At 73.6% G+C, this 24,659-nt stretch carries 25 protein-coding genes; 21 read left to right on the top strand and 4 right to left on the bottom strand.

Going from position 1 to position 24,659, the window contains the following annotated elements; genetic code table 11:
- The first annotated feature begins 69 nt into the window (after positions 1 to 69).
- On the top strand, positions 70 to 1,149 hold the full coding sequence (locus NAMU_RS16885) for a DUF3048 domain-containing protein (protein ID WP_015748610.1): 1,080 nt from the start codon (positions 70 to 72) through the stop codon (positions 1,147 to 1,149).
- 91 nt (positions 1,150 to 1,240) lie between these two features.
- Positions 1,241 to 2,179 (top strand): pyridoxal 5'-phosphate synthase lyase subunit PdxS, encoded by a 939-nt coding sequence (pdxS, locus tag NAMU_RS16880; protein WP_015748609.1) that lies wholly within the window; start codon positions 1,241 to 1,243, stop codon positions 2,177 to 2,179.
- Between the two features lie 55 nt (positions 2,180 to 2,234).
- On the opposite strand, the gene NAMU_RS16875 is transcribed toward pdxS, so the two are convergent.
- The gene (locus tag NAMU_RS16875) at positions 2,235 to 3,026 is read right to left on the bottom strand and encodes a DUF2127 domain-containing protein (protein WP_015748608.1); all 792 of its coding nucleotides are present in this window, start codon (positions 3,024 to 3,026) and stop codon (positions 2,235 to 2,237) included.
- 193 nt (positions 3,027 to 3,219) lie between these two features.
- Here NAMU_RS16875 and NAMU_RS16870 point away from each other — a divergent pair, with 193 nt between their 5' ends.
- The 4 genes from NAMU_RS16870 to NAMU_RS16855 are packed head-to-tail and all read left to right on the top strand — an operon-like array spanning position 3,220 to position 6,749.
- Entirely contained in the window at positions 3,220 to 3,744 is a 525-nt protein-coding gene (locus NAMU_RS16870; protein ID WP_015748607.1) for a sigma-70 family RNA polymerase sigma factor, read from the top strand.
- The gene (locus tag NAMU_RS16865) at positions 3,728 to 4,822 is read left to right on the top strand and encodes a hypothetical protein (protein ID WP_015748606.1); all 1,095 of its coding nucleotides are present in this window, start codon (positions 3,728 to 3,730) and stop codon (positions 4,820 to 4,822) included. Before NAMU_RS16870 ends, NAMU_RS16865 begins: the two co-directional genes overlap by 17 nt.
- Positions 4,819 to 5,847 carry an ABC transporter ATP-binding protein gene (locus NAMU_RS16860; RefSeq protein ID WP_015748605.1) on the top strand — a complete coding sequence of 343 codons (1,029 nt, stop codon included), beginning with the start codon at positions 4,819 to 4,821 and terminating at the stop codon, positions 5,845 to 5,847. Before NAMU_RS16865 ends, NAMU_RS16860 begins: the two co-directional genes overlap by 4 nt.
- Positions 5,844 to 6,749 carry an ABC transporter permease gene (locus NAMU_RS16855; RefSeq protein WP_015748604.1) on the top strand — a complete coding sequence of 302 codons (906 nt, stop codon included), beginning with the start codon at positions 5,844 to 5,846 and terminating at the stop codon, positions 6,747 to 6,749. Before NAMU_RS16860 ends, NAMU_RS16855 begins: the two co-directional genes overlap by 4 nt.
- A gap of 23 nt (positions 6,750 to 6,772) precedes the next feature.
- On the opposite strand, the gene NAMU_RS16850 is transcribed toward NAMU_RS16855, so the two are convergent.
- Both NAMU_RS16850 and NAMU_RS16845 read right to left on the bottom strand, forming a co-directional pair.
- Positions 6,773 to 7,438 carry a response regulator transcription factor gene (locus NAMU_RS16850; protein ID WP_015748603.1) on the bottom strand — a complete coding sequence of 222 codons (666 nt, stop codon included), beginning with the start codon at positions 7,436 to 7,438 and terminating at the stop codon, positions 6,773 to 6,775.
- A complete protein-coding gene (locus tag NAMU_RS16845) occupies positions 7,435 to 9,495 on the bottom strand; it encodes a sensor histidine kinase (RefSeq protein WP_015748602.1) in 2,061 nt (686 codons plus the stop codon). The genes NAMU_RS16850 and NAMU_RS16845 overlap by 4 nt, the downstream gene beginning before the upstream one ends.
- Positions 9,496 to 9,683: 188 nt before the next feature.
- On the opposite strand from NAMU_RS16845, the gene NAMU_RS16840 reads away from it, so the two are divergent.
- From NAMU_RS16840 to NAMU_RS16820, 5 genes are all read left to right on the top strand, one after another.
- Entirely contained in the window at positions 9,684 to 10,358 is a 675-nt protein-coding gene (locus NAMU_RS16840; RefSeq protein WP_015748601.1) for a hypothetical protein, read from the top strand.
- Positions 10,359 to 10,805: 447 nt separating this feature from the next.
- Positions 10,806 to 11,378 carry a manganese efflux pump MntP gene (locus NAMU_RS16835; protein ID WP_015748600.1) on the top strand — a complete coding sequence of 191 codons (573 nt, stop codon included), beginning with the start codon at positions 10,806 to 10,808 and terminating at the stop codon, positions 11,376 to 11,378.
- Positions 11,379 to 11,421: 43 nt separating this feature from the next.
- On the top strand, positions 11,422 to 11,859 hold the full coding sequence (locus NAMU_RS16830; RefSeq protein WP_015748599.1) for a DUF1810 domain-containing protein: 438 nt from the start codon (positions 11,422 to 11,424) through the stop codon (positions 11,857 to 11,859).
- A 72-nt stretch (positions 11,860 to 11,931) separates the two neighbouring features.
- Positions 11,932 to 13,692 (top strand): amidohydrolase, encoded by a 1,761-nt coding sequence (locus tag NAMU_RS16825; protein ID WP_015748598.1) that lies wholly within the window; start codon positions 11,932 to 11,934, stop codon positions 13,690 to 13,692.
- Complete coding sequence (locus NAMU_RS16820; RefSeq protein WP_015748597.1) at positions 13,683 to 15,224, top strand: MFS transporter; 1,542 nt, start codon at positions 13,683 to 13,685, stop codon at positions 15,222 to 15,224. Before NAMU_RS16825 ends, NAMU_RS16820 begins: the two co-directional genes overlap by 10 nt.
- A 43-nt stretch (positions 15,225 to 15,267) precedes the next feature.
- Here the strand turns inward: NAMU_RS16820 and yczR are convergent, their stop codons facing one another.
- The gene (yczR, locus tag NAMU_RS16815; protein WP_015748596.1) at positions 15,268 to 16,815 is read right to left on the bottom strand and encodes a MocR-like transcription factor YczR; all 1,548 of its coding nucleotides are present in this window, start codon (positions 16,813 to 16,815) and stop codon (positions 15,268 to 15,270) included.
- A gap of 61 nt (positions 16,816 to 16,876) precedes the next feature.
- On the opposite strand from yczR, the gene yczE reads away from it, so the two are divergent.
- From yczE to yajC, 10 genes are all read left to right on the top strand, one after another.
- Positions 16,877 to 17,602, top strand: coding sequence for a membrane protein YczE (gene yczE / locus NAMU_RS16810; protein WP_015748595.1), 726 nt, complete (start codon positions 16,877 to 16,879; stop codon positions 17,600 to 17,602).
- Between the two features lie 85 nt (positions 17,603 to 17,687).
- Entirely contained in the window at positions 17,688 to 18,176 is a 489-nt protein-coding gene (locus NAMU_RS16805; protein ID WP_015748594.1) for a DUF2269 family protein, read from the top strand.
- Positions 18,173 to 18,784 (top strand): pyridoxal 5'-phosphate synthase glutaminase subunit PdxT, encoded by a 612-nt coding sequence (gene pdxT / locus NAMU_RS16800; protein ID WP_015748593.1) that lies wholly within the window; start codon positions 18,173 to 18,175, stop codon positions 18,782 to 18,784. The genes NAMU_RS16805 and pdxT overlap by 4 nt, the downstream gene beginning before the upstream one ends.
- Positions 18,785 to 18,860: 76 nt before the next feature.
- The gene (locus tag NAMU_RS16795; RefSeq protein WP_015748592.1) at positions 18,861 to 19,628 is read left to right on the top strand and encodes a YebC/PmpR family DNA-binding transcriptional regulator; all 768 of its coding nucleotides are present in this window, start codon (positions 18,861 to 18,863) and stop codon (positions 19,626 to 19,628) included.
- A 223-nt stretch (positions 19,629 to 19,851) separates the two neighbouring features.
- Positions 19,852 to 21,039 (top strand): globin domain-containing protein, encoded by a 1,188-nt coding sequence (locus NAMU_RS16790; RefSeq protein ID WP_015748591.1) that lies wholly within the window; start codon positions 19,852 to 19,854, stop codon positions 21,037 to 21,039.
- 109 nt (positions 21,040 to 21,148) lie between these two features.
- Entirely contained in the window at positions 21,149 to 21,694 is a 546-nt protein-coding gene (gene ruvC, locus NAMU_RS16785; protein ID WP_015748590.1) for a crossover junction endodeoxyribonuclease RuvC, read from the top strand.
- Positions 21,691 to 22,314 carry a Holliday junction branch migration protein RuvA gene (ruvA, locus tag NAMU_RS16780; protein ID WP_015748589.1) on the top strand — a complete coding sequence of 208 codons (624 nt, stop codon included), beginning with the start codon at positions 21,691 to 21,693 and terminating at the stop codon, positions 22,312 to 22,314. Before ruvC ends, ruvA begins: the two co-directional genes overlap by 4 nt.
- Complete coding sequence (gene ruvB, locus NAMU_RS16775; RefSeq protein ID WP_015748588.1) at positions 22,311 to 23,423, top strand: Holliday junction branch migration DNA helicase RuvB; 1,113 nt, start codon at positions 22,311 to 22,313, stop codon at positions 23,421 to 23,423. The genes ruvA and ruvB overlap by 4 nt, the downstream gene beginning before the upstream one ends.
- A gap of 74 nt (positions 23,424 to 23,497) precedes the next feature.
- A complete protein-coding gene (locus NAMU_RS16770; RefSeq protein WP_015748587.1) occupies positions 23,498 to 23,914 on the top strand; it encodes a DUF1622 domain-containing protein in 417 nt (138 codons plus the stop codon).
- Between the two features lie 267 nt (positions 23,915 to 24,181).
- Positions 24,182 to 24,565, top strand: a complete 384-nt coding sequence (gene yajC / locus NAMU_RS16765) for a preprotein translocase subunit YajC (RefSeq protein WP_015748586.1) — start codon at positions 24,182 to 24,184, stop codon at positions 24,563 to 24,565.
- The last annotated feature ends 94 nt before the right edge of the window (positions 24,566 to 24,659 follow it).

The raw sequence follows: 24,659 nt of genomic DNA, 5'->3' as shown, positions 1-24,659 counted from the left end.
GACGACGTGACCACCGGGCCGATGGGGGCACGCGCGCGGCGCAGACCGGGACGAACCGGAAGGAAGACTGTGGGCCGATCGACGCGGATCATTGCCCTGGCGTCGGCGGCGCTGCTCAGCGCCGCCGTGCTGGCCGGTTGCTCGACCGGGTCGCTGGCCGAACCCAGCTCCTCGCCCCCGAGTTCGTCCGCGTCGCCGAGCCCCAGCCCGTCGCCGACCCCCAGCCCGACCCCGACGCCGACGCCCACGCCGACCCCGGAGCCACCGCCGGCCCCGCCGCCGGTCGACGCGCTGACCGGCGGCGCGGTCAACGAGGGCCCGGTGATCGCCGTCAAGATCGACAACACCTCGGCCGGGCTGCCCCAGTACGGCATCGCCAGCGCCGACATCACCTACGTCGAGCAGGTCGAGGGCGGCCTGACCCGGTTGATGCCGGTGTTCCACACCACCCTGCCGGACAACGTGGGCCCGGTGCGCAGCGTGCGCACCACCGACGCCGAGCTGTTGCCCGCGTTCGGGGTGCCCGCCCTGGTCTTCTCCGGCGGCGGCGGGGTCCCGCTGGAGGCGATCGCCAACACCCCGGTGATCCAGGTCGCCGAGGAGCAGGGGGCCGGCGGGTTCTGGCGGTCGGGCAGCAACGCCCCGTTCAACCTGCACAGCAACCTGACCCAGGTGCTGGCCAACACCTCGGGCCTGAGCCCGGCCCGCAGCATCGGCTTCGCCTTTGCCGCCACCGACCCCCGGGTCGACGCCGCGCCGTCGGCCGGCGGGGTGGACGTGCAGTTCCAGGCCGCCCGGATGGGCTTTTCCTGGACCGGCTCGAACTACCGGGTGATCCGGCAGGGCACCCCGCTCGAGGACGCCGGCGGGACCCCGGTGGTCGCCGACAACGTGCTGATCCAGAACGTGGACTTCGAGCCGGACGGGGAGTTCGACTCGGTCGGCTCGCCGTCCTACATCTCGCACACCATCGGTTCCGGCTCGTTCACCCTGTTCCGGGACGGCAAGGCGCTCACCGGGACCTGGAGCCGGCCCGCGCTGGACCAGCCGTTCCAGTTCCTGGACGGGGCCGGGCAGCCGGTGCCGTTCAAGCCCGGGCAGACCTGGGTCGCCCTGGTGCCGGGGTCGGCCAGCGTCGAGCAGTCCTGATCTTCGCGGGCGCGCAGTAGGATCGGCCCCGTCCGGATTCGGGCGCCTGCTCACCGGTGCCCGGTCTCTCCCCGCAGGTAGGAGTCTTGCTGTGTCCGCCCCTTCTTCCCCCGACTTCGCCGCCGAGTCCACCGCCGCCGACTCGCTGACCGCCACCGGCACGGCGCGGGTCAAGCGGGGCATGGCCGAGATGCTCAAGGGCGGCGTGATCATGGACGTGGTCACCGCCGAGCAGGCCAAGATCGCCGAGGACGCCGGCGCGGTCGCGGTGATGGCGCTGGAACGGGTGCCGGCCGACATCCGCGCGCAGGGCGGCGTCTCCCGGATGAGCGATCCGGACATGATCGAGAGCATCATCTCCGCGGTGTCCATTCCGGTGATGGCCAAGGCCCGGATCGGGCACTTCGTCGAGGCCCAGGTGCTGCAGTCGCTCGGCGTCGACTACATCGACGAGTCCGAGGTGCTCACCCCGGCCGACTACCGCAACCACATCGACAAGTGGGCCTTCACCGTGCCGTTCGTGTGCGGGGCGACCAACCTGGGCGAGGCGCTGCGCCGGATCACCGAGGGCGCGGCGATGATCCGCTCCAAGGGCGAGGCCGGCACCGGCGACGTGTCCAACGCGGTGACCCACATGCGCACCATCGGCGGGCAGATCCGCCGGCTCACCTCGCTGTCCCCGGACGAGCTGTTCACCGAGGCCAAGGAGCTGCAGGCGCCCTACGACCTGGTCGCCGAGGTGGCCGCGGCCGGCAAGCTGCCGGTGGTCCTGTTCACCGCGGGCGGCATCGCCACCCCCGCCGACGCGGCCATGATGATGCAGCTGGGCGCCGAGGGCGTGTTCGTCGGCTCGGGCATCTTCAAGTCCGGCAACCCGGCGGCCCGGGCCGAGGCCATCGTCAAGGCCACCACGTTCTACGACGACCCCGACGTCATCGCCAAGGTCTCCCGCGGTCTGGGCGAGGCCATGGTCGGCATCAACGTCGACGACATTCCCGTCCCGCACCGGCTGGCCGAACGCGGCTGGTAGACCGCCGGGTCACGGCGCCGGGGCCGGCGGGTTCACGGCGCCGGGGCCGGCGGGTTCACGGCGCCGGGGCCGGCGGTGCGCCGGCCCCCGCGGCCGTGGTCAGGGCCGCTCGCTCGACCGTGAGCAGGCTCTCCTCGCTGTGCTCGGCCCGGTAGGCGGCGTCACCGCCGCGGACGCCGAACAGGCGCTTGGACCAGACCAGCCAGGCCACGGCGGCGACGTTCACGGCGGTCAGCACGACCTTGAACCAGGTGAACTTCTCGGTCAGCTCCCAGATCTCCAGCGGCAGGAACACGCTGGTGACCACGACCGAGAAGTACTCGCCCCAGCGCCGGATCCGCCACAGGCCGTAGGACTCGATCAGCAGCAGCACGGCGTAGGCGAACAGGGCGACTGCCACCCAGTTGATCGTCGTGCCGGACAGGCCCAGGATGCGGTTGATGCCGCGGGTCAGCTCCGAGCCCTCGATGTCCCAGCCGAGCTGGTCGGCGACCGGGCGCAGCAGGGTGAGCTCGTTGTCGAAGGCTCGTCGCAGTTCGGCGCGCGAGTCGCGCAGGTGCAGGGCGAGCACCCCGACCAGCACGATCAGCAGGGCCCGGGCGACCCGCTCGGCGGCCAGCAGCCGCATGATCACCCGGTCCCGCAGCAGCCGGCCGCGCGGCACCTCCGGGGCCTGGCCGGCCGGCCCCGACCGCCGGGGCGCGCCGACGACGAAGTCCCCACAGCGCAGGCAGCGCCAGGCGGTCCCGGCCGGGGTCGGCGCGGTCAGCCGGGCCCGCAGGTCCGGCTCGTCCGGCGCGAAGGTCTCGTGCCCCCGACGGCCGCAGGTGCGCAGGCTCCAGTCCACGGCGGTGAGCCTGGCACATGATCGGGATCAGCCGTCGGCACGAATCGCGGCCGCCTGGCGTCACAATTCCGGTCGCGGCGGTGCTTGGGGGAGTGTGGAGTTCATCGGGAACGGGCGGGCCGGGTCGGTCGTGGCGGTGCGCGACGACCGGCCCGTCGACCGCAGTCGAGCACGAAGGGCGGTGGCCGTGCCCATGCCGCCCCCGCCGCCGGGTGTCCGGGCCGACCTGGAACCGGTCTTCCGGGCCAGCTACCCCCGGGTCGTCGGGGTGGCCGCGCGCGTGCTCGGCTCCCGGGACGAAGCCGAGGACGTCGCCCAGGAGGTGTTCCTGAGCTTCGGACGCTCCACGGTGCCCGCCGGTGAGGCCGACGGGTGGCTCTGTGTCGCCGCCGCCCACACCGCGCTGAATCAGCAGCGCACGCGGCGCCGGCGGGTGGCCCGGGAGGTCGCCCATGTGCGGACCGACCCCGCCCGCGGCGGCGCCGCCCCGGACGCGGCCGAGGCCGTCCTGGCCCGCGAGGAACGCCGCCGGGTCCGGGACGCGCTCGCCCGGCTTCCCCGCAAACAGGCGATCGCCCTGGTGCTGCGGCACAGCGGCCTGAGCTACGCCGAGGTCGCGGCCGCCCTTGGCCTGTCGCTCGGCAGCGTCGGCACCACCGTGCGCCGCGCCGAATCCGCCCTGCGCAAGGAGTTGAACCACGATGCGTCATCCGACTGACGGCACCCTGCGCCGGCTGCTCGACGAGCCCGCCGGCGTTGCCGACGCCGACGCCGAGCACGTCGCCACCTGCCCGACCTGCCGGGCCACGCTGATCGGCGCCCACCGGGACGCGGCCGCCGCGGCGGCCGCCCTGGCCGGACCGGCCGAGCCGGATGTGGACGCCGGATGGCGCCGACTGACCGCGGCGCTGGCCGCCGCCGAGCCGGCTCGCCCGCCGGCCACCGCGGTGACCTCGCCCCCGTCGCGGTGGGCGGCGCGGCTGCGCAGCCCGGTGGTCGCGGTGGCCGGGGTCGTGGTGCTGCTGGCCGGGGCCGGCGTCGCCGCGGCGGCCGACTGGTGGCCGATCTTCCGCACCGAGCAGGTCGCCCCGCTGGCGATCACCGACGCCGACCTGGTCGCGCTGCCGGACCTGTCGGCCTACGGCGAGCTGACGGTGGTCCGCGAGCCGGACGTGCATCAGGTCGCCGATGCGGCGGCCGCCCAGGCGGCGACCGGGTTGACCGTGCCCCAGGTGGCCGAGCTGCCGCGGGGGGTCAGCGCCACCCCGGTGCTCGAGGTCGGCGGCCAGGCCGAGGCGGTGTTCACCTTCTCGGCTGCGCGGGCCGGGCAGGCCGTCGCCCCGGCGACGCTGCCGGCGCCCCCGCCGGGGATGGACGGCGCCCAGTTCCGGCTGGTCGCCGGCCCCGGGCTGGCCCAGCTGTGGCCGGCCGACAGCGGGCTGCCGGCGCTGGTGGTGGCCCGCGCGGTCGCCCCGACCGGTTACTCGACCGGGGTCGACTTCGGCACCGCCCGGGACTACCTGCTGGCCCTGCCCGGCCTGCCGCCGGACCTGGTCGCCCAGCTCCGTGGTTTCGCCGGCGACGGAACCACGCTGGGCACGACCCTGCCGCTGCCCCTGCCGGCCGACCAGGTCACCAGCACGGACGTGCAGGTCGACGGCGTCGCCGGTCAGCTGCTCACCTCCCGGGACGGCGCGATGACCGCCGTGGTCTGGGTGCAGGACGGGCTGGTGACCGCGGCGGGCGGCACGCTCGACGCGGACGAGGTGCTGGCCGTCGCCGGCGGGCTGCGGTGACCGGGCCGGCCGGCCCGGGCGCGGCCCCGGAGGTCGATGCGGCCGCCGCCCCGGCGGTCGACCCGGCCGAGGAGGAGATCGCCCGGCGGTTGGCCGCCCGACCCGAGTCGCCGGCGGTCTGGTGCGCCGACCTGCACAAGCGGTACGGCAAGCGGACCGCGGTGGCCGGGGTGTCGTTCACCGTGGGCCGCGGTGAAGTCGTCGGCCTGCTGGGGCCCAACGGGGCCGGCAAGACCAGCGTGATCAAGATGCTGCTCAGCCTGGTCCGCCCGGACGCCGGTGAGGTGCTGTTGCTCGGCCGTCCGGCCCGCGACCCGGCCGCCCGGGCCCGGGTCGGCTACCTGCCCGAGCTGTTCCGCTACCAGCCGTGGCTGACCGCGGCCGAGGTGCTGGCCCTGCACGTGCGGCTGTCCGGGGCGTCGGTGCCCGACGGCGAGCGCCGGGCCTGCCTGGCCGCGGTCGGCCTGGCCGACCGGGCCCGCGACCGGGTCGGCGGGTTCTCCAAGGGCATGCAGCAGCGCCTGGGTCTGGCCGTCGCCCTGGTCGCCCGGCCCGAGCTGGTCGTGCTGGACGAGCCGACCAGCGCCCTGGACCCGGTCGGCCGGGCCGACGTCCGCGACCTGCTGCTGGAGCTCAAGGCTCGCCGGGTCGCCGTGCTGCTCAACTCGCACCTGATCGGCGAGGTGGAACGGGTCTGCGACCGGGTGGTCATCCTGGACCGGGGGCGGGTCGCCGCGGCCGGCAGCCTGAGCGAGCTGCTCGGGCAACGGGAGCTGCGGTTGCGGCTGACCGGCGTCGGCCCGGCCGCGCAGGCCCGGTTGGCCGCGGCCGGCGGGCTCACCCGGGACGGCGACGAGTCGTACACGGTGGCCCTGGCCGGCGACCGTCCGGACGAGGTGCCCGCCCTGGTCGAGGACCTGGTCCGGCTGGGCGTGCGGGTGCACGCGGTCGAACCCGCGCGGATCAGTCTGGAGGAACGGTTGCTGGGGATCCTGCGCGCCCGGGACGGCGGGCCGCGGCCATGAGCGGGTCGGTAACGCCGACGCGCGCCCCGGCGGGCCGGGCGGTCGGCATCGGGCGGACCGTGCTGGTGGTCGGCGCGCTCACCCTGCAGGAGGCGGCCCGCCGCCGGGTGCTGCGGGCACTGGCCGTGCTGACCGTCGTGCTGCTGGGCCTGAGCGCCTGGGGCTTCGCCAAACTGGCCGGGTTCGAGTCGGACACCGGCGAGCTGACCAGCGGGGAAGCTCGGCTGGTCGCGTCCCAGTTGCTGAACCTGGTCATGTTCGGCCTGAGCATGATCGCCGCGCTGGGCACCGCGTTCCTGGCCGGCCCGACCCTGGCCGGCGAGATCGAGTCGGGGATGGCGCTGGCGGTGCTGGCCCGGCCGGTCCGCCGGTTCGCCGTGCTGCTGGGCAAGTGGGCCGGGCTGGTGGTGTTCGGCTCCGGGTTCGTGGCCGTGGCCGGGCTGGCCCAGTTCGTCATCGTGTGGGTGACGGTCGGGTACTGGCCGCCGCAACCGGTGCTCGGGCTGGCCCTGCTGGCCGCCCAGACCACCGTCCTGCTGACGCTGGGACTGCTGCTGTCCACGCTCATCTCGCCGATGGCGTCGGGCATCGTGGCGGTCGGGTTGTTCGGGGCGGCCTGGATCGCCGGGGTGGTCGGGGGAGTGGGGGCGGCGCTGGGCAACGAGGGCGTCGCCCGGGTCGGCACCGTCGCCCAGGTGCTGCTGCCGACCGACGGGCTCTGGCGCGGGGCCATGCACGCGTTCCAGGACCCGGGCGTGCTGGCCCAGCTCGGGCGCGCGTTCGAGGGCTTCCCGTTCCTGAGTCCGGCCGGGCTCTCGTCGCTGTACCTGACCTGGACGCTGGTGTGGGTGCTGGCGATCCTGGGATTGGCCGGCCTGGCCTTCGGGCGCCGCGATCTGTGATCCCCGGGCCGCGGCCGCCCGGGTCAGGACGGGTGGCCGAAGCCCGCGTCGCGGGCCCGGATGATCACGTTGGCCCGGTCGCCGGCCTGCAGCTTGCTCAGGATGGTGGAGACGTTGTTGCGGACCGTCTTGCCGGACAGGAACAGCTCGGCGGCGATCTGGGCGTTCGTCCGGCCGGCCGCGATCAGGTCCAGCACCTCCCGCTCCCGGTCGGTCAGCTGGGGGAACGCGGCCGCCCGCGGGTTGTCCGGCGCCGCGAACGCACGGGTCACCCGCGCGGCCAGCGACGCGCCGAACACCACCCCGCCGGCGTGCACGGTGCCGATCGCCCGCACCACCTCGTCCTGCCCGGCGCCCTTGAGCAGGTAGCCGCGGGCGCCGGCCCGCACCGCACTGAACACGGTGGCGTCGTCCTCGCCCATGGTCACCACCAGCACGCCGACCTCCGGGGTGGCCTGCACGATCCGGCGGGTGGCCTCGATGCCGTTGAGCACCGGCATCTGGATGTCCATGATCACCACGTGCGGCCGCTGGTCGGCGGGCACCGAGACGGTCGCGGCCACCGCCTGCGCGCCGTCGGCCACCCGGCCGGTCACCGTGATGCCCTCCAGCGGGTCGAGCAGGGCGGCCAGGCCGTCCCGGAACACCGGGTGATCGTCGACGATCAGCACCCGAATCGGCTCCGTCACGGCCCCTCCTCACCGATGGGCAGCAACGCCCGGACCACCGTGCCGCCCGCCGGCGGGCACCGCACCTCGCACTGCCCGCCCAGCTCGTCGGCCCGTTCCCGCAGCGAGCGCAGCCCGACGCCGGCGACCACGTCCGGATCGATGCCGTGCCCATCGTCGGCCACCTCGATCCGCAGCGCCTGCTCGTCCCGGGTCAGGGTGACCCGGCAGTGCTGGGCGCCGGCGTGCCGGACCACGTTGGTCAGGGCCTCGGCGACGATCCGGAAGGCGGCCACCTCGACCGCGGCCGGCAGGGCGCCCAGGTCGCCGGCGGACAGGTCGACCTCCAGCGCCGAGGACGCCGCCTCGACCTGGTGCTCCAGGGCGGCCACCAGGCCGAAGTCGTCCAGCGCCGGCGGCCGCAGGCCGTGCACGAGGCGGCGCACATCGGCCAACGCGTCGGTGACGTCCTGCCGGGACTGCGCGACCAGCCGGCGGCCGCGGTCCGGGTCGGCGGCGATCGCGTTGCCGGCGGCATCCAACCGCAGCGCCACCCCGCCGAGCACCGGCCCCAGGCCGTCGTGCAGGTCCCGGCGGATCCGCCGTCGGTCCTCCTCGCGGCCCAGCACCAGCCGTTCCCGGGACAGCTGCAGCTCCCGGGCCAGGGTGGCGGTGCGCACCGCGATCGCCGCCTGCCGCACCACATCCAGCAGCAGGGCCTGATCGCGCCGCGACATCAGGGCGCGAAAACCCTGCGCCGGCAACAACAGCCGGCCGATCCGGGCGCCCTGGTAGGTGATCGGCAGCTCGGTGGTGGCGGCCGGGGCCCGGCCGTGCTCGGCCAGCAGGCTCTCCCCGCCCGGCCGGATCACCTCCACCCCGACGTAGGTCACCTTGAACGCCTCGGCCACGGCCGCGGCCAGCGCCGGCAGCTGGTCGTCGACGCCGCCGGAGGACTCCAGCCGCTGGGCCAGGGAGGAGACCACCGTGTACCGGTCGGCGCGCCGGCCGACCAGCAGCCGCCGCACCCAGCCGCCGAGCCAGTGCCGCAGCGGGCCGTAGAGCACCACGGCGACAATCAACACGACGACGGTGACGCTGCGCTGGTCCAGCTGCTCGCCCAGCAGCGCGGTCCCGGCGGCCAGCAGGGCCAGGTCCAGCGCGATGACCACCGCCGCGACGGCCGCCGAGACCAGGGTGCCGGCCAGCAGGGCGTCGATGTCGACCAGGTCCGGCCGGACGATCCCGACGGTGACCGACGCGGCGGTCACCGTCACCGCGAGCACCAGGGCGAGGTAGGCCATGGTGCTGCCGGGCACCAGCAGGCTGACCACGACCACCAGCACGCAGATCAGCGCGGCCCACCACAGCCAGCGCAGCCGGGTCCGGTCCTGGCCGTCGGCCCGGTGCTGACGCACGACCACGACGGCCACCGGGATCAGCAGGGCGACGAAGGTCAGCGCCCGGGCGACGGTGAGCACGACGATCCAGACGCCGGCCGGCAGCGGCAGGGCCGGGGCGTCGACGTCGACCGCGGGCGGCACGTCGGCCGGGTCCGGGTAGAGCGCCGCAACCGGGGCCAGCAGGAGCGCGACCGGCAGCAGTGCGGCCAGGCCCAGGCCGACTCGGCTGATCACCCCCCAACGGCCGGTCAGGAACCGACCGTCCGGGTAGAGCGTGAGTAGCAACGGCAGCCCCAGCAGCAGGAAGGCGCCGACCCACTCGTAGAACCACAGCGCGGCGCCGGTGCCGGGAACGCCGCCGGTCCACCCGTGCGCGGCCCACGACTCGGCGAACCCGTCGACCGCCCACAGCGTGCCGAAGCCGATCAGCACCCGGCCGATCCGATGACCGGGCGCCCGGCTCAGGATGATCGCGCCGAACGTGGTCACCACCAGGCCGACCAACGCGCCCAGCACCCCGGGATCCAGTCCGGCCTCGTCCCGGACGGCGGCCGGGGTGCTCAGGTCCAGCCACGCGCAGCCCACCAGCAGCACGACGTTCACGACGACGGCGACGGCCCCCGCGGTCCCACTGGCCGACCGGGGCCGGCGGTCGGGGTCGCCGGTGCGCGCCATGCGACTCAGTATCTCCGGCCGCCCGTCCCGTCGTCGCGAGGCAGATGTCCCGTCGCGGCCGGGACAACTTTCGGGACGCGGCGCGGGACGCCGCTCCCTGCCGGCCGGGGCGCCGGGACCAGCAGATTGATCCCAGCACCGAGAACCGGCCCGGACCACCGGCCGGACCCCGACCCAGGAGCCTCCAGATGACCCTGCACTCCAGCCCCGCCCCCGCCCGTTCCGACCTGGCCGCGGGACCCGATCGCACCGGCCACCAGCACCCTGACCAGCCCACCAACCAGCCCACTGACCAGCCCACCGGCGCGGCCCGGCACCCGTTTCTGGTCCACGGCGCCCTGCTGACCATCGGCGCGCTGCTGTGGGCGATCTCGATCGTGCTGATCGGCATCGACCCGCCGTCCGGCGGAACCGAGCAGCTCGTCTTCGGCGTCGGCTCGGGCACCTTCCAACTGGGCCTGCTGGCCCTGCTGCGGGTGCTCTGGCGAACCCGGGCGCTGGGCCCCGGCCGGATCGCCCGGGCCGCGCTGATCGTGGAGAGCGTGCTGGTGACCGTCGCGATTGGCTCCACCCTGGCCGACGCCCTGCAACTCTCCGACCTGAACCAGCCGGCCTGGGCGGCGCTGGACGCGTTCTGGCCGCTGTCCATGCTGGGCATGTTCTTCATCGGCGTGCGGATCGCCATCGCCGGCCGGTGGACCGGCCTGACCCGGTTCTGGCCGCTGGTCGCCGAGAGCTGGGCCGTGGTCGTGCTGCCGGTCAACGGGCTGCTCGGCGACCAGGTCGCCCCGTACGTGGCCGCCGCCCACCTGCTGATCGGCTACACGGTGCTGGGGGTGCTGGTCGCCCGCAAGACCGCCTGATCCGCCGCCCGACCCGCCCGTCTGGAGTTCCCGCCACTCTGCTTCGGCAGCCCGCATAGCAAGGACCAGCGCCCCGCCCGGATCGACCGGGCGGGGCGCTGGGCCGTGTCGTGTGTCCGGGTTGCGTCGCGGACGCCCGGTTCGGGTGTCAGCAGCCTCACGTCCGGTCCGATTGACCGGCGCGGCCCGGGGTTGGGATGATCATCAGCACTGAAGGGGAGTAGTTCCGCCCGCGGTCACCGACCGCCGGGTGCGGATGGTCGACATACTGGCGCCGCGGCGCCCGGTCATCCACCGGTTCACGCCGGCGAGCGAGACCTTCGGTCAGTGAAGTACCCGCTGGCCGAGGTCGTCGTCCCCGAAAAGGAAGCGTCTCGGCCGGCTTCGACCGAGAGGAATCCATCCCATGTTCACCATGCCCAGCACCCCGCCTGCGGCGGTGCCGTCATGACGTTCTTTCCGCTGCTGCTGATCGCGGTCGGCCTGTCCGCCGACGCGTTCGCCGTCGCCCTGGGCAAGGGCCTGCACCTGCGCCGGTTCAATCTGGTCAACGCCACCATCATTGCGGTCGCCTTCGGCCTGTTCCAGGCGCTGATGCCGTTGATCGGCTATTACGTGGGCTCGGCCTTCGCCTCCTCCATCGAGAGTTTCGACCACTGGATCGCCTTCGCGCTGCTGCTGCTGGTCGGCGGCAAGATGCTCTGGGAGGCGTTCTCCGAGGGGGACGAGGACGACGAGGTCGACGTCGACACCATCAACTACCGCGAACTGCTGGTGCTGGCCGTCGCGACCAGCCTGGACGCGCTGGCCGTCGGCATCTCGTTCGCCTTCCTGCCCGATCTGTCGATCGGCTGGACCGTGCTGCTCATCGGCATCACCACGTTCGTGATCAGCTTCGCCGGCGTACTGATCGGGCACAAGGTGGGCCGCCGGTTCGGCAAGCCCGCCGAGATCGCCGGCGGGGTCATCCTGATCCTGATCGGCGTGAAGATCCTCGGGGACGGGCTGGGCTGGTTCTGACCGGCCTATCGTGGGGAAGGTCGGACACCCCGGGGAGGCCGCGATGAGCCAGGCGCAGGATCGGTTCGACCTGGAGCGGTTCGTGCAGGCCCAGGACGACGGGGGCACCTACGACCAGGCGCTGGCCGAGTTGCACCGGGGCCGCAAGACCTCGCACTGGATGTGGTTCGTCTTCCCGCAGCTCGCCGGCCTGGGGTCGAGTCCGATGGCCCAGCGCTACGCCCTGGCCTCGTTGACCGAGGCTCGGGCCTACCTGGAGCACCCGGTACTCGGGCCGCGGCTGGTCGACTGCTGCCGGGCGGTGCTGGCCACCGACGCGGCCCGGCCGGAGTCGATCCTCGGCTCGATCGACGCGCTCAAGCTGCGCTCCAGCGTGACCCTGTTCGCCCGGGCCGACCCGGGCGAACCGGTGTTCGGTCAGGTCCTCGACCGCTTCTACGCCGGCCGGCCCGACCCGGCGACGGAGGAATTGCTGAGCTGAGCGCGCCCCGGATGACAGTACGTGCACGGAGGATTACGCTCCGGCTTCTTACTGTCACTTGGGGGAGGCCACATGGGTGGTGTGTTGGTGCTGACCGGGGCCATCGTCCTCACAATGTCACCCGATCGGCCGCGGGCCGAAGCGGTGGCGGTGGACAACGACCGGGGCACGATCCTGGCCGTGGGCACCGCCGACGAGTGCCGTCGGGCGGCCGAGTCGGCTCGGCCGGTCCGGGCGGGCGAATCGGCCCCGGCTCCCGTCGAGGAACGCGATCTGAGTGGGGTGGTGCTGGCCCCCGGCTTCATCGAGCCGCACAGTCACCCGTTCCTGTCCGGGGTGGCCACCCAGCCGCCGGCCCACTGGATCGCGCCCTACGTCGGGTATCCGACCTGGGACGACGTGGCCGCGTTGTTCACCCGGCTGCAGGCGCAGGAACCGGCCGGCGCGCCGCTGCTGTTCAACGGCCTGGACCGGCTGCTGCAGGAGGTCGGCGATCTGGACCGCACCGTGCTCGACGGGTTCTTCCCGGACCGGCCGGTGGGCATCCTGGACAACTCCGGCCACGAGGCGTACGTCAACTCCGCCGCCATCGACCTGATCGGCTGGCCGGATCGCCAGGCCCCGCCGGACCCGGTGGGCGGCAGCTTCGGGCGCGGCGCCGACGGCACGTCGACCGGCCGGGCCTCCGAGCTGCCCGCGGTGATGACCGTGCTGCAGCCGCTGATGGCGGCGACCATCACCCACCCGCTCTACTCGGCCGCGCAGTGGTACGCCACGATGGCCCGCGCCGGCATCACCAGCACGTCCGAGATGACCTACTCCACCGCGTACCTCAAGGGCTACGAGGCGCTGGCCTCGGTCCCGGACTGTCCGCTGCGGATCTCGCTCTACCACATGTCCACCGAGCCGGACGCGGACAAGCCGCTGTCCACCCCGATCCCGGACACCATGCTGCGCAAGCAGGGCATCAAGCTGTGGGCCGACGGTTCGCCCTGGGTGGGCACCGCCGCGCTGTCCTACCCGTACCTGGACACCCCGCGGGTCCGCGACGCCGGGATCGCGCTCGGCCCGGCCGGCGAGTCGGCGATGAACTACACCCGGGCCCAGCTGGACGCCCTGCTGGACCGGTTCGCCCCCGAGGGCTGGCAGATGTCCTTCCACGTCAACGGCGACTGCGGTCTGGACGTCGTGCTCGACGCCTACGAGCGGGCGCTGCGCGAGCACGGCCTGGCCGGCAGCGATCACCGCTGGCGGGTCGAGCACTGCGGCGGGGCCCGGGCCGAGCAGTTCGCCCGGGTGGCCGCGCTGGGCGTGCACCCCTCGCTCGGCCCGTTCCAGTTCATCTACTGGGGTGACCTGCTCGACGGCACCCTGTTCGCCCCGGAGATCGGGTCGCAGTGGATGCGCTTCGGCGACGCCGTCCGATCGGGGGCGTGCGTGTCGTTCCACAACGACGGTTCGGTCAGCCCGCCGCTGCCGCTGCTGAACCTGCAGGCGGCGATCACCCGGCGCACCCCGTCCGGGGCCGTGCACGGACCCGAGCAGGCGATCACCCTGGATCAGGCGCTGGCCGCGCACACCATCGACGCCGCCCGCACGTTGCACCGCGAGCAGGAGATCGGCTCGATCGAGCCGGGCAAGCTGGCCGACTTCGTCGAGCTGTCCGCCGACCCCTACGCGGTCGACCCGACCCGGCTGACCCAGGACGTGCAGGTGCTGGGCACCTGGCGGGGCGGTCGCCGGATCGACCTGGACGCCTTCCTGGCCGAGATCGTCGCCGTCGACCCCAGCCAGCACGCCCACCTGGGCGTGCCGCACCAGAAATGCTGCTGAACCCGCGGGCCGATCCGGCCGGGCCGCGGGCCGGAGCCGGCGGCGCCGGGATCGCGCTGCTGGGGGTGATGGCGGCGGTCCAGGGCTCGGATCCCAACATCGCCAGCACCGCCCTGGTCGGCGCCAGCCGCGGCCTGCAGATGACCGGTGGCCTGCTGGCCCTGGCCGCCAGCGTGTCCACCCTGGCGCTGGCCGCCACGGTCATCTCCACCGGGTTGCTGGCCGACCGGTTCGGCCGGCGCGGCGTGCTGATGGCCGCGTTGGCGCTCTCGGCCGCGGGCGACCTGATCGCCGCCCTGGCCCCGACCGCAGGGCTGTTCCTGATCGGCCGGGCGGTGGCCGGGATCGGCCTGGGCGCGGTGTACGGGGCGGCCTTCGCCTACATCCGGGCGATCACCCCGCCCGATCGGATCGCCGGTGCCATCGGCATTTTCGGCGCCGTCTCGGGCGGCGTCACGGTGCTGATGACGTTCCTGGGCGGGGCCCTGGCCTCGGTGCACTGGCGGCTGGCCTTCCTGGTGGTGCCGGTGGCCGCCCTGCTGTGCGTGCCGGCGGTGCGGGCGGTGCTGCCGGCCCAGCCGCGGGTCGCCGACGGCCCGCGGGACTATCCGGGCCAGGTGCTACTGGCCCTGGGCGTGGTCGGCGTGCTCTACGGGTTCAGCCACGCCGCCGACGGGTTGACCTCGCCGCTGACCTTCGGCCCGCTGCTGGGCGGGCTGGTGCTGCTGGCCTTGTTCGTGGTCCGCGAGCGGCACACGTCGGCCCGCTTCTTCCCGGTGGAGCTGCTGACCAAGCCGCTGTTCCTGGCCGCCATCTGCGCCGGCTTCGTCTACAACTTCGGCACCGCCGTCGGCTTCCTGCAGCTCACCGACCTGTGGCAGTACGTGGTCGGCCTGTCCACGCTGCGGGTCTCGCTGTGGCAGATGCCGTTCCTGCTGGCCGGCATCGCCGCCGCGGTGCTGTTCGGCCGGCTGATGACCAGGGGGCTGACCGCGGCCAGCACGGTGGCCATCGGGTCGCTGGCCGCGGCGGCCGGGTTCGTCCTGCTCGCCGTGCTGCATTCGTCGACCTCGCTGTGGGGCTTTCTGCCCGGCTCGATCCTGCTCGGCGCGGGCGTCATCATCGCCTCGCTGCCGTACGGGACGCTGATCATCGCGCAGGCCCCGGCCCGCTACTTCGGGCCGGTCACCTCGTCGCGGACGACCATCGGCCAGTTCTTCTACGCGGCCGGGCTGGCCCTGTCCACGGTGCTGGTGAACACGATGACCACCGGCGGGGTGGTCCGCCGACTGGAGCAGGCCGGCGTGCCGCCGACCGACACCGGGCAGGGGCTGGACGCGGTCACCGCCTTCGCCGCCGACGGCACCCGCCCCAGCACCGCCCTGGGCCAGCAGGCGCTGGCCGAGGCGGCCCAGTCCTACGGCCAGGCGTTCGCGCTGACGACCCTGCTGGCTGCCCTGGTCACCCTGATCGTCGGCGGCCTGGGCTGGTGGCTGCTGCGCCGGCACGAGGCGCGACCGGCCACCGGCTGATCGGGCCCGGCCGCCTGATCCGGCCCACCCGGCGCCGGCCCGGTCAGGCGACCCAACCGGGCAAGCCGGTGCGCGAACCGGCGGCGGCCCGGCCGGCGATCGAGGCCAGCCGGCGCATCGCCGTGACCAGCTGCTCGGGCGGCACGGTGAAGGGCAGCCGGACGAACGACTCCATCGTCCCGTCCGGGCCGAACCGGGGTCCCGGGGCGATCCGGACGCCGACCGAGGGCGCGAGCAGGGCCAGGTCGGTGGCGAACGGGCCGGGCAACCGCACCCACAGGAAGGTGCCCCCGGTCGGCCGGGACGGCTGCCAGTCCGGCAGGTGCACGGCCAGCGCCTGGGTCAGGGCGGCGGCGCCGGCGGCCAGCCGGCCCCGCTGCTCGGCCAGCGCCGTGGCCGGATCGGCCAGCAGGCTGGCCACCACCAGCTGGTCGAGCACCGGGCCGGCCATGTCGCCCAACGCGCGGGTCGCGGCCAGTCGCTGGATCAGGCTCGGCGCGGCGCGCACCCAGCCCACCCGCAACCCGCCCCAGAACGACTTGGAGACCGACCCGAGGGAGAGCACGGTCGAGCCGGCCGCCGCGTCGGCCCCGATGTCGAACGCGGCCATCGGCGGCGGCAGCGCGGCGGTGCCGGCGAACGGCATGTCCCGGAACGACTCGTCGGCCAGGACCAGCGTGCGGGCCGTCCGGGCCGCCACCACCACCGCCTCCCGGGTGGCGGCATCCATCAACGCCCCGGTCGGGTTCTGGAAGTCGGGCATCAGGTAGGCCAGCCGGGCCGCCGACTGGCGCAGGGTGGCGGCCATCAGCTCGATGTCCCAGGCCGCGTCGGGTGGCTCGCCCAGCCCGATCGGCACCGGGGTGCGCCGCCGGTCGCGGACGGCGTCCAGCGCCACCGGGTAGGTCGGGCACTCCATCACCACCCGGTCGGCCGGTCCGGACAGCGTGTCCAGCACCAGGGTGAACGCGTGCTGGGCGCCGGAGGTGATCAGGATCTGCTCGGCGGTGGTCGGCACGCCGGCCGCGCGGTAGCGGGCGGCCACGACGTCACGCAGCTCGGGCAGGCCGAACGGCAGGTAGCCATCGGTGCCCAGGTAGCGGGGGAGCAGCTCGCCGGCGGCGGTGGCCACCGCGCCGGCCAGCGCGGCCGGGGCCGGCAGGCAGGCGGTGGTCAGGTCGATCATCCCGGCCGCCCGCTCGAGCTCGTCGTGCCAGCCGACTCCGTCCCGCCAGCCGAAGATCCCGCCGGCGGCGTAGGTCGCGCCGGCCGGTGACGCGCCGGCCGCGCGCAGCGGGGCGGCCGGATCCTCCGGCAACCGCACCGTGCTGCCGGAGCCGCGCCGGGAGACCAACCAGCCCTGGTCCCGCAGCTGGGCGTAGGCCGCGTTGACCGTCGTCCGGGACAGGCCCAACGCGGTCGACAGCTCCCGTTCGGACGGCAGGCCGGTGCCCACGGCCAGCCGCCCGTCCAGCACCGCGGCCCGGATGCGGTCGGCCAGCGAGCGGTAGGCCGGCTGCTCCCGGCCGTCCGGCTCGGGGCCGAGCCGCTTGGCCAGGGTGGCCGCCGACACACGAGTGGTCTGGGTCATCAGACCAGTTTTGCGCAACTGGTACTGGAAAGCCAGACCACATTGGCGCACAGTGGCCGGCATGCGCGTGTTGACCCCCATTCCGCCCGACCGCCGGGTCCGCCGGTTCAGCCAGCTGCTGGGCGGGTTACTGCTCTACGGCTTCACCATGGGGCTGATGGTCCGCGCCGTGCTCGGCCTGGATCCGTGGGACGTGTTCCACCTCGGGCTGACCGAGCTGGTCAACCGGTGGGTGCCGCTGTCCTACGGTGCGGTGATCACCATCGTCTCGGTGCTGGTCCTGCTGCTGTGGATCCCGCTGCGGCAACGGCCGGGCGTCGGCACCATCGCCAACGCCGCGATCATCGGGTTTGCCGTGGACGCCACCCTGTGGTTGATCCCGCCGGTGGACAACCTGGCCGTGCGGATCGGCCTGCTGGTCGTCTCGGTGGTCGGCAACGCGCTGGCCGGCGCCCTGTACATCGGGGCCGGCCTGGGCCCCGGCCCGCGGGACGGTCTGATGACCGGTCTGGTCGCCCGCGGCGTCGGCTCGGTCCGGGTGGTCCGCACCGTGATCGAGCTGTCCGTGCTCGGCATCGGCTGGCTGCTCGGCGGGGTGGTCGGCGTCGGCACCGTGGTCTACGCGGTGGCCATCGGCCCGCTGCTGCACCTGCTGCTGCCCCGGGTTCAGGTCCGCTCCGCGGCGCTGCCCGAGCGGGTGGCCGTGCCCTCCGGCGGGCCGGCCGCGCCGGTCGCTCCGACCCGCCCGGTCGCCGACGCGCCGTTCACCGAGGCCGAGGGTCGCTGAGCCGGCGGGCGCGCTGGTCACCGGCGACCGCCTGGCCCCGCCGGCGCCGGCCCGGCGCTGACCGGGCCGCCGTTACGCTCTGGGCATGGAAACGCTCTTCGCCACTTTGCATGTCGTCGCCGCGGTGTTCATCGTCGGGCCACTGGCCATCCTGCCGATGACGGCGATGCGGGCGATTCGCGCCGGCCAGGGTCAGCAGGTCGACGTGCTGGCCCGGTCCACCTTCCTGCTCTCGCTGCTGTCGCTGCTCGTGGTCATCTTCGGCTTCGGCATCCTGGGCTTTTCCACCCACGGCACCACGATCACCACCGGTTGGGTGCTCAGCTCGCTGATCCTTTATGTGATCGCGCTGGGGCTGAGCCTGTTCGGGGTGGTGCCGGCGCTGCGCACCGCGGCCGCGCAGCTCACCGGGGCCGGCGCCGGTTCGGGGTCGACTGCTGGTGCCGCCGCTGGTGCCGCCGCTGGCGCCGCTGATGGTGTCGCCGCGGCCCGGCGGCGGGTCGCGATGTTCTCGGGGATCACCTCGCTGCTGCTGGTGGTCATCGTCGTGCTGATGACCTGGAAGCCCGGATGAGCCCGGCCGACCCGGTCATCGGGGTGCTTGCCCTGCAGGGCGACGTGCGCGAACACCTGATCGCGCTGGCCGGCCTGGGGGTGACGGCCCGGCCGATCCGCCGGGCCCGCGAACTGGCCGAGCTGGACGGCATCGTCATCCCGGGCGGGGAATCGACCACCATCTGCCGGCTGCTGGACGTCTTCGAGCTGCGCGAGCCACTGACCGCGCGGCTGCGCGCGGGGCTGCCGGCGTTCGGCTCGTGCGCCGGGATGATCGTGCTGGCCTCTCAGATTCTGGACGGCCGGCCCGATCAGGTGCCGCTGGGCGCGATCGACATCGTGGTGCGGCGCAACGCCTTCGGCCGTCAGGTGGACTCCTTCGAATCCGACCTGGCCATCGCCGGCATCGACGGCGGGCCGGTGCGTGCGGTGTTCATCCGCGCCCCCTGGGTGGAGCGGACCGGACCGGACGTGCAGGTGCTCGCCCGGGTGGGCGAGCACCCGGTCGCGGTGCGCCAGGGCCGGGTGCTGGTCACGTCCTTCCACCCCGAGGTCGCCGGCGACGACCGGCTGCACGAGCTGTTCCTGTCCATGGTGACGTCCGGCGAGCGCCGGCCGGGGACGTAGGATCGTCTGTCGGGCAGTGGCCGAACGGCTGCCCGGACGGCATGACGACGACGTATCGAGGGGTTCCGGGCGAGCGATGAGTGGCCACTCCAAATGGGCGACGACCAAGCACCAGAAGGCGGCCAAGGACGCCAAGCGGGGCAAGCTGTTCGCCAAGCTGATCAAGAACATCGAGGTCGCGGCCCGCACCGGGGGCGGTGACCCGGACGGCAACCCCACCCTCTACGACGCGATCCAGAAGGCCAAGAAGTCCTCGGTCCCCAACGAGAACATCGACCGTGCGCTCAAGCGGGGGTCCGGGGCCGAGGCCGGCGGGGTCGACTACCAGTCGATCACCTACGAGGGCTACGGCCCCAACGGCGTCGCGATCATGATCGAGTGCCTGACCGACAACCGGAACCGGGCCGCCTCCGAGGTGCGGGTGGCGGTCACCCGCAACGGCGGCACCATGGCCGACCCGGGCAGCGTCTCGTACCTGTTCAGCCGCAAGGGCGTCGTGCTGGTGCCGCAGCAGTCCAACGGCTCGACCGTCACCGAGGACGATTTGATGCTGGCCGTCCTGGACGCCGGGGCGGAGGAGATCAACGACCTGGGCGAGACGTTCGAGGTCGTCTCCGAGGCCACCGACCTGGTCGCCGTGCGGACCGCGGTGACCGAGGCCGGGCTGGAGTACGACTCGGCCGACGCCACCTTCATCGCCTCGGTCGACGTGCCCCTGGACGTGGAGGGCGCCCGCAAGGTGATCAAGCTGGTGGACGCGATCGAGGACCTGGACGACGTGCAGAACGTCTACACCAATGCGGACATCTCCGACGAGATCGCCGAGCAGCTCGACAACGAGTAGGCCGCCGGCACTGGCTCGGCCGGTCGGGACTTAATGCCCTGCCGTCCGGTACGATGCGCCGACAAGAGTGACCGGGTTTGTGCTCACGCCTGTCGGGTCCGGCTCGCCGCGCCGCCGGCTCGTAATCGCCTTCTGGAGGCCACCGTTGTCCGTTCTGTCTGATTCGCCGGCCGCTGCCCCGATCCACCCCGCCCCGCCGCTGCTCTCGCCCGAATCGGAAGCCGTGGTCAAGGCGACCGCCGCGGTGGTCGCGGCGAACGCGGAGGCCATCACCGCGGTGTTCTACCCGAACATGTTCGCCGCGCACCCGGAGCTGCTGCGGGTGTTCAACAAGGGCAACCAGGCCTCGGGGGAGCAGAGCCAGGCGCTGGCCGCCTCGGTCGTCGCCTTCGCGGTCAGCCTGATCGACCCGGATGCGCCCTCCTTCGACCACGTCAAGACCCGCATCGCCTACAAGCACGTGTCGTTGGGCATCACCCCGGAGCAGTATCTGATCGTCGGCAAGTTCCTGATCGGGGCGGTCGCCGAGGTGCTCGGTGACGCGGTGACGCCGGAGATCGCGGCCGCCTGGACCGAGGTCTACTGGCTCTTCGCGGTCATCCTGATCGCCGAGGAGGCCAAGCTCTACCAGCAGGCCGGGGTCGACCCGACGCGCCCGCTGCGGCCGTACCGGATCGCCCGGCGGATCGAGGAGACCCAGGACGTGGTGTCCCTGGTCCTGGAACCGGCCGACGGCGGGCCGCTGCCGACGATGCAGCCGGGCCAGTACGTGTCGGTGTTCGTCGACCTGCCCGACGGCTCCCGGCAGCCGCGCCAGTACACCGTGTCCTCCACCGCCTTCGGCACCCGCCTGCAGATCACGGTCAGCCGGGTCAAGGGGGTCGACGGCGCGCCCGACGGCCAGGTCTCGGCCTACCTCAACGACCAGGCCAAGGTCGGCGACGTGCTGGACATCAGCGCCCCGGCCGGTGATTTCGTCATCGGCGACGAGGACTCGCCGCTGCTGCTGGCCAGCGCGGGCGCGGGCATCACCACCGTGCTGCCCATCGTCGAGCACCTGGCCCGCACCCAGCCCGAACGCCAGGTGATCATCGCGCACGCCGACCGGACGGCCGGCGACCATGCGCTGCGCGAGACGGTGCTGCACGTCGCCCGGCACATCGACAACTTCAGCGCCTACACGTGGTACGAGCAGGTCGACCCGGACGACACCGGTGCGCAGGTCGGGTACATGGACCTGTCCACGCTGGACCTGCCCGCGGACCTGCAGGTGTTCACCTGCGGCCCGCTGCCGTTCATGCGGCACGTCCGCTCCACCCTGCTGGCCCGCGGCGTCGCTCCGGAGAACATCCGCTACGAGGTGTTCGGGCCCGATCTGTGGGGCCCCACCCTGGAGCGCGCCGCCGGCTGATCCGGCTGCGGACCGGGTAGCGTCCTGGACAGGTGTTCGCCGGCCGGCTGCGGGCCGGCCGGCGTTCCTGATTCCAGGCAGGTCCGGTTCGACGGTGGGGGAGGTCCGGGTGCGGGTGCTGGGGGTCGATCCCGGGCTCACCCGGTGCGGCATCGGCGTGGTCGACGGCGGGCCCGGTCTGCCGCCGCGGGCCGTCGAGGTGATGGTCGTGCGGACCCCGGCCGACGCGCCGCTGGCCGAGCGGTTGCTGCAGATTGCGGTCCGGGTCGAGGCGATGATGGATCGGCACCAGCCGGACACCGTGGCGATCGAGCGGGTGTTCAGCCAGCACAACGTGCGCACGGTGATGGGCACCGCCCAGGCCTCCGGGGTGGTCGCGCTGGCCGCCGCGCGCCGCGGAATCCCGGTCGCCTGGCACACCCCGAGCGAGGTCAAGGCCGCCGTCTCCGGGCACGGCAACGCCGACAAGGCGCAGGTCACCGCCATGATCACCCGGCTGCTCAAGCTGCCCGAGGCGCCCAAGCCGGCGGACGCCGCCGACGCGTTGGCGCTGGCTCTGTGTCATCTGTGGCGCTCGCCCATGCAGTCCCGGTTGGCCGCCGCGGCCGCGGCGGCGCCGGCAGTGTCGGTGCCGCGGGGCAGGATGTCCCGGTGATCAGTTCGGTACGCGGCGAGGTGCTGGCCATCCATCTGGACCATGCGGTCATCGAGGTGGGCGGCGTCGGCCTGGCCGTGCGCACGACCCCGGCCGCGCTGGCCGAGCTGCGCCGCGGCGAATCGGCCCGGTTGTGGACGACCCTGGTGGTTCGGGAGGACTCGCTGACCCTGTTCGGGTTCACCACCACCGCCGGCAAGGAACTGTTCGAGCTGGTCCAGTCGGTGTCCGGGGTCGGGCCCAAGATCGCCCTGGCCCTGCTGGCCGTGCTCGACCCGGACGAGCTGCGCCGGGCCCTGTCCGCCGGGGACACCGCCACCCTGTGCCGGGCCCCCGGCATCGGCAAGAAGAGTGCCGAACGGCTGGTGCTGGAGCTGCGGGACAAGGTGGGCCCGGTCGGCTCGCCGGCCGCCGGCGTCGCCCCGGTGGCCGGCGCGGCCAGCGGGTCGCTGGCCTGGCGGCCGCAGGTGACCGATGCGCTGGTCGGGTTGGGCTTCACCGCCAAGCAGGCCGAGGACGCGGTCGTCGCAGTGGCCGCGCACGAGGATCCGGCGGTGGCCAACGGTGACGTCGCCGTGTTGCTGCGCCGGGCGCTGGCCCTGCTGGGACGCAACCGATGACCGGCCGGCCGCCGGGCGGCGAACACGACCCGGACCTGGACGGACTGCCGGACCTGTCGGTGGAGGGGGTCGTCACGCCCGGCCAGGTGCCGGGCGATTCGGACGTCGAGGCCTCCCTGCGGCCCCGCTCGATGGACGAGTTCGTCGGCCAGGAGAAGGTGCGCGAGCAGCTGCAGCTGGTGCTGGCCGGGGCCAAGCTGCGCGGCACCCCGCCCGATCACGTGCTGCTGGCCGGCCCACCCGGGCTGGGCAAGACGTCGTTGTCGATGATCATCGCCGCCGAGCTGGGCGCCGCGCTGCGGTTGACCTCGGGTCCGGCGCTGGAGCGGGCCGGGGACCTGGCCGCGATCCTGTCCAACCTGGTCGAGGGCGACGTGCTGTTCATCGACGAGATCCACCGCATCGCCCGCCCGGCCGAGGAGATGCTGTACCTGGCCATGGAGGACTTCCGGGTCGACGTGATGGTCGGCAAGGGACCGGGAGCGACCTCCATCCCGCTGGACATTGCCCCGTTCACGCTGGTCGGCGCGACCACCCGGTCCGGGCAGCTGACCGGACCGCTGCGCGACCGGTTCGGCTTCACCGCGCACATGGAGTTCTACTCGGCCGACGAGCTGACCATCGTGATCAGCCGCAGCGCGGCAATCCTGGGCATCGAGCTGCGGCCGGACGGCGCGGCCGAGATCGCCCGTCGCTCCCGCGGCACCCCGCGGATCGCCAACCGGCTGCTGCGCCGGGTGCGCGACTACGCCCAGGTCCGGGCGGACGGGGCGATCACCCTCGACGTCGCCCGGGCCGCACTGGCCGTCTACGACGTCGACGAAATGGGTCTGGACCGACTGGACCGGGCCGTACTGAGCGTGCTGTGCCGGTCGTTCGGCGGCGGCCCGGTCGGCCTGACCACGCTGGCCGTCGCGGTGGGGGAGGAACCCAGCACCGTCGAGGAGGTGTGCGAGCCGTTCCTGGTGCGCATCGGCATGCTGGCCCGGACCGCTCGCGGCCGGGTAGCCACCCCGGCCGCCTGGGACCACCTGGGCCTGGCCCAGCTGCAGGCGGAGTCCCGGACCGCCGAGGCCAGCCTGTTCGACGGGCTCTCACCGGGCCCGTGATCTCGTCCGATCCGCCCGTCATCTCGTCCGACTCGGAGGTGGGGCCGGGCCGGTGAACCGGTCAGGATCGAGGGGTGCACTTCGCCGAGATCATGGAGCAGGTCGCCCGCGGGTTCGAGGTCGTCGGCGCCCTGGTGCTGGTCGTCGGCCTGATCTGGTGCGCCGTGCTGTCGGCTCGGGTGTGGCGGCGGGCCGGTGGCGAGCACGCCTACCGCACGCTGCGCCGCTCGATCGGGGCCGTGCTGCTGCTCGGGCTGGAGGTGCTGGTCGCCGCGGACCTGGTGCACACCGTCGCGGTCGAGCCCACCCTGACCAACGTCGGCGTGCTGGGCCTGATCGTGATCATCCGGACCGTGCTCAGCTTCTCCCTGGAGATCGAGATCGAGGGCATGCCGCCCTGGCGGCGGGCCGCGATGACCGGGGCCGAGCACCTCGCGCAGGCCGCGACGTTCGCCGCCCGGCCGCCGGCTCCGGGCGAGCCGCGCCACTGACCGTGCCCGGGCGGGCCCGAGCCGGGTCCCTCGACCGTGCGTTTCGGCCCCGATCGGGCTTGCCCGGTCCGGTATCGTGGCGCTACCGACCGGGCCGCGACTCGTCCGGTCCTTGGCCTGGGAACCAATGGTCGCCGCGACCCGTTCACTGCGCGGACGACGCCTGACCGCGCCCGGTTGTGACCCGGCCGACGCGACAACGAGCCACCCGCGGGTCACGCCGACGAGATGAGTGCCGGGAGACCGGGACCGAGGAGAACCAAAGTCATGGAAAGCATGCTGCTACCGATCCTGATGTTCGCCGCTCTCGGCGCCCTCATGTACTTCAGCATGAAGAAGCAGAAGCGCCAGGCCGCCGCGGTCAAGGAGATGCAGAACCAGTTGGTCCCCGGTTCCCGGGTGATGACCACCTCCGGCCTGCACGGCACGGTGACCGCCGTCGCCGACGACACCATCGAGCTCGAGGTGGCGCCGGGCATGCGGACCACCTGGGTGCGGGCCGCCGTGCGCGAGGTCGTCGTGCCCGGGCCGGTTGAGGAGAGCTACGAGGACTCCTACACCGACGAGTCGACCGAGATCGTGGACGCCGACCCGGACACGGGCAGCACCAACGGCGGGATCAACATCCGCAAGTCCAACGACCTGAACTAAGCTCGCGATGCCCCGGCCCCGCAAGGGGACGGGGCATCATCGTGTGGGCGTGAGGATCGCCCGCCATCGCTGACGGCCCGCCCGTGACTGGCCC

Origin of the sequence: Nakamurella multipartita DSM 44233 (genome assembly GCF_000024365.1) — a bacterium.
GTDB classification, from domain to species: domain Bacteria; phylum Actinomycetota; class Actinomycetes; order Mycobacteriales; family Nakamurellaceae; genus Nakamurella; species Nakamurella multipartita.
This window is presented reverse-complemented; position numbering and strand designations above follow the sequence as displayed.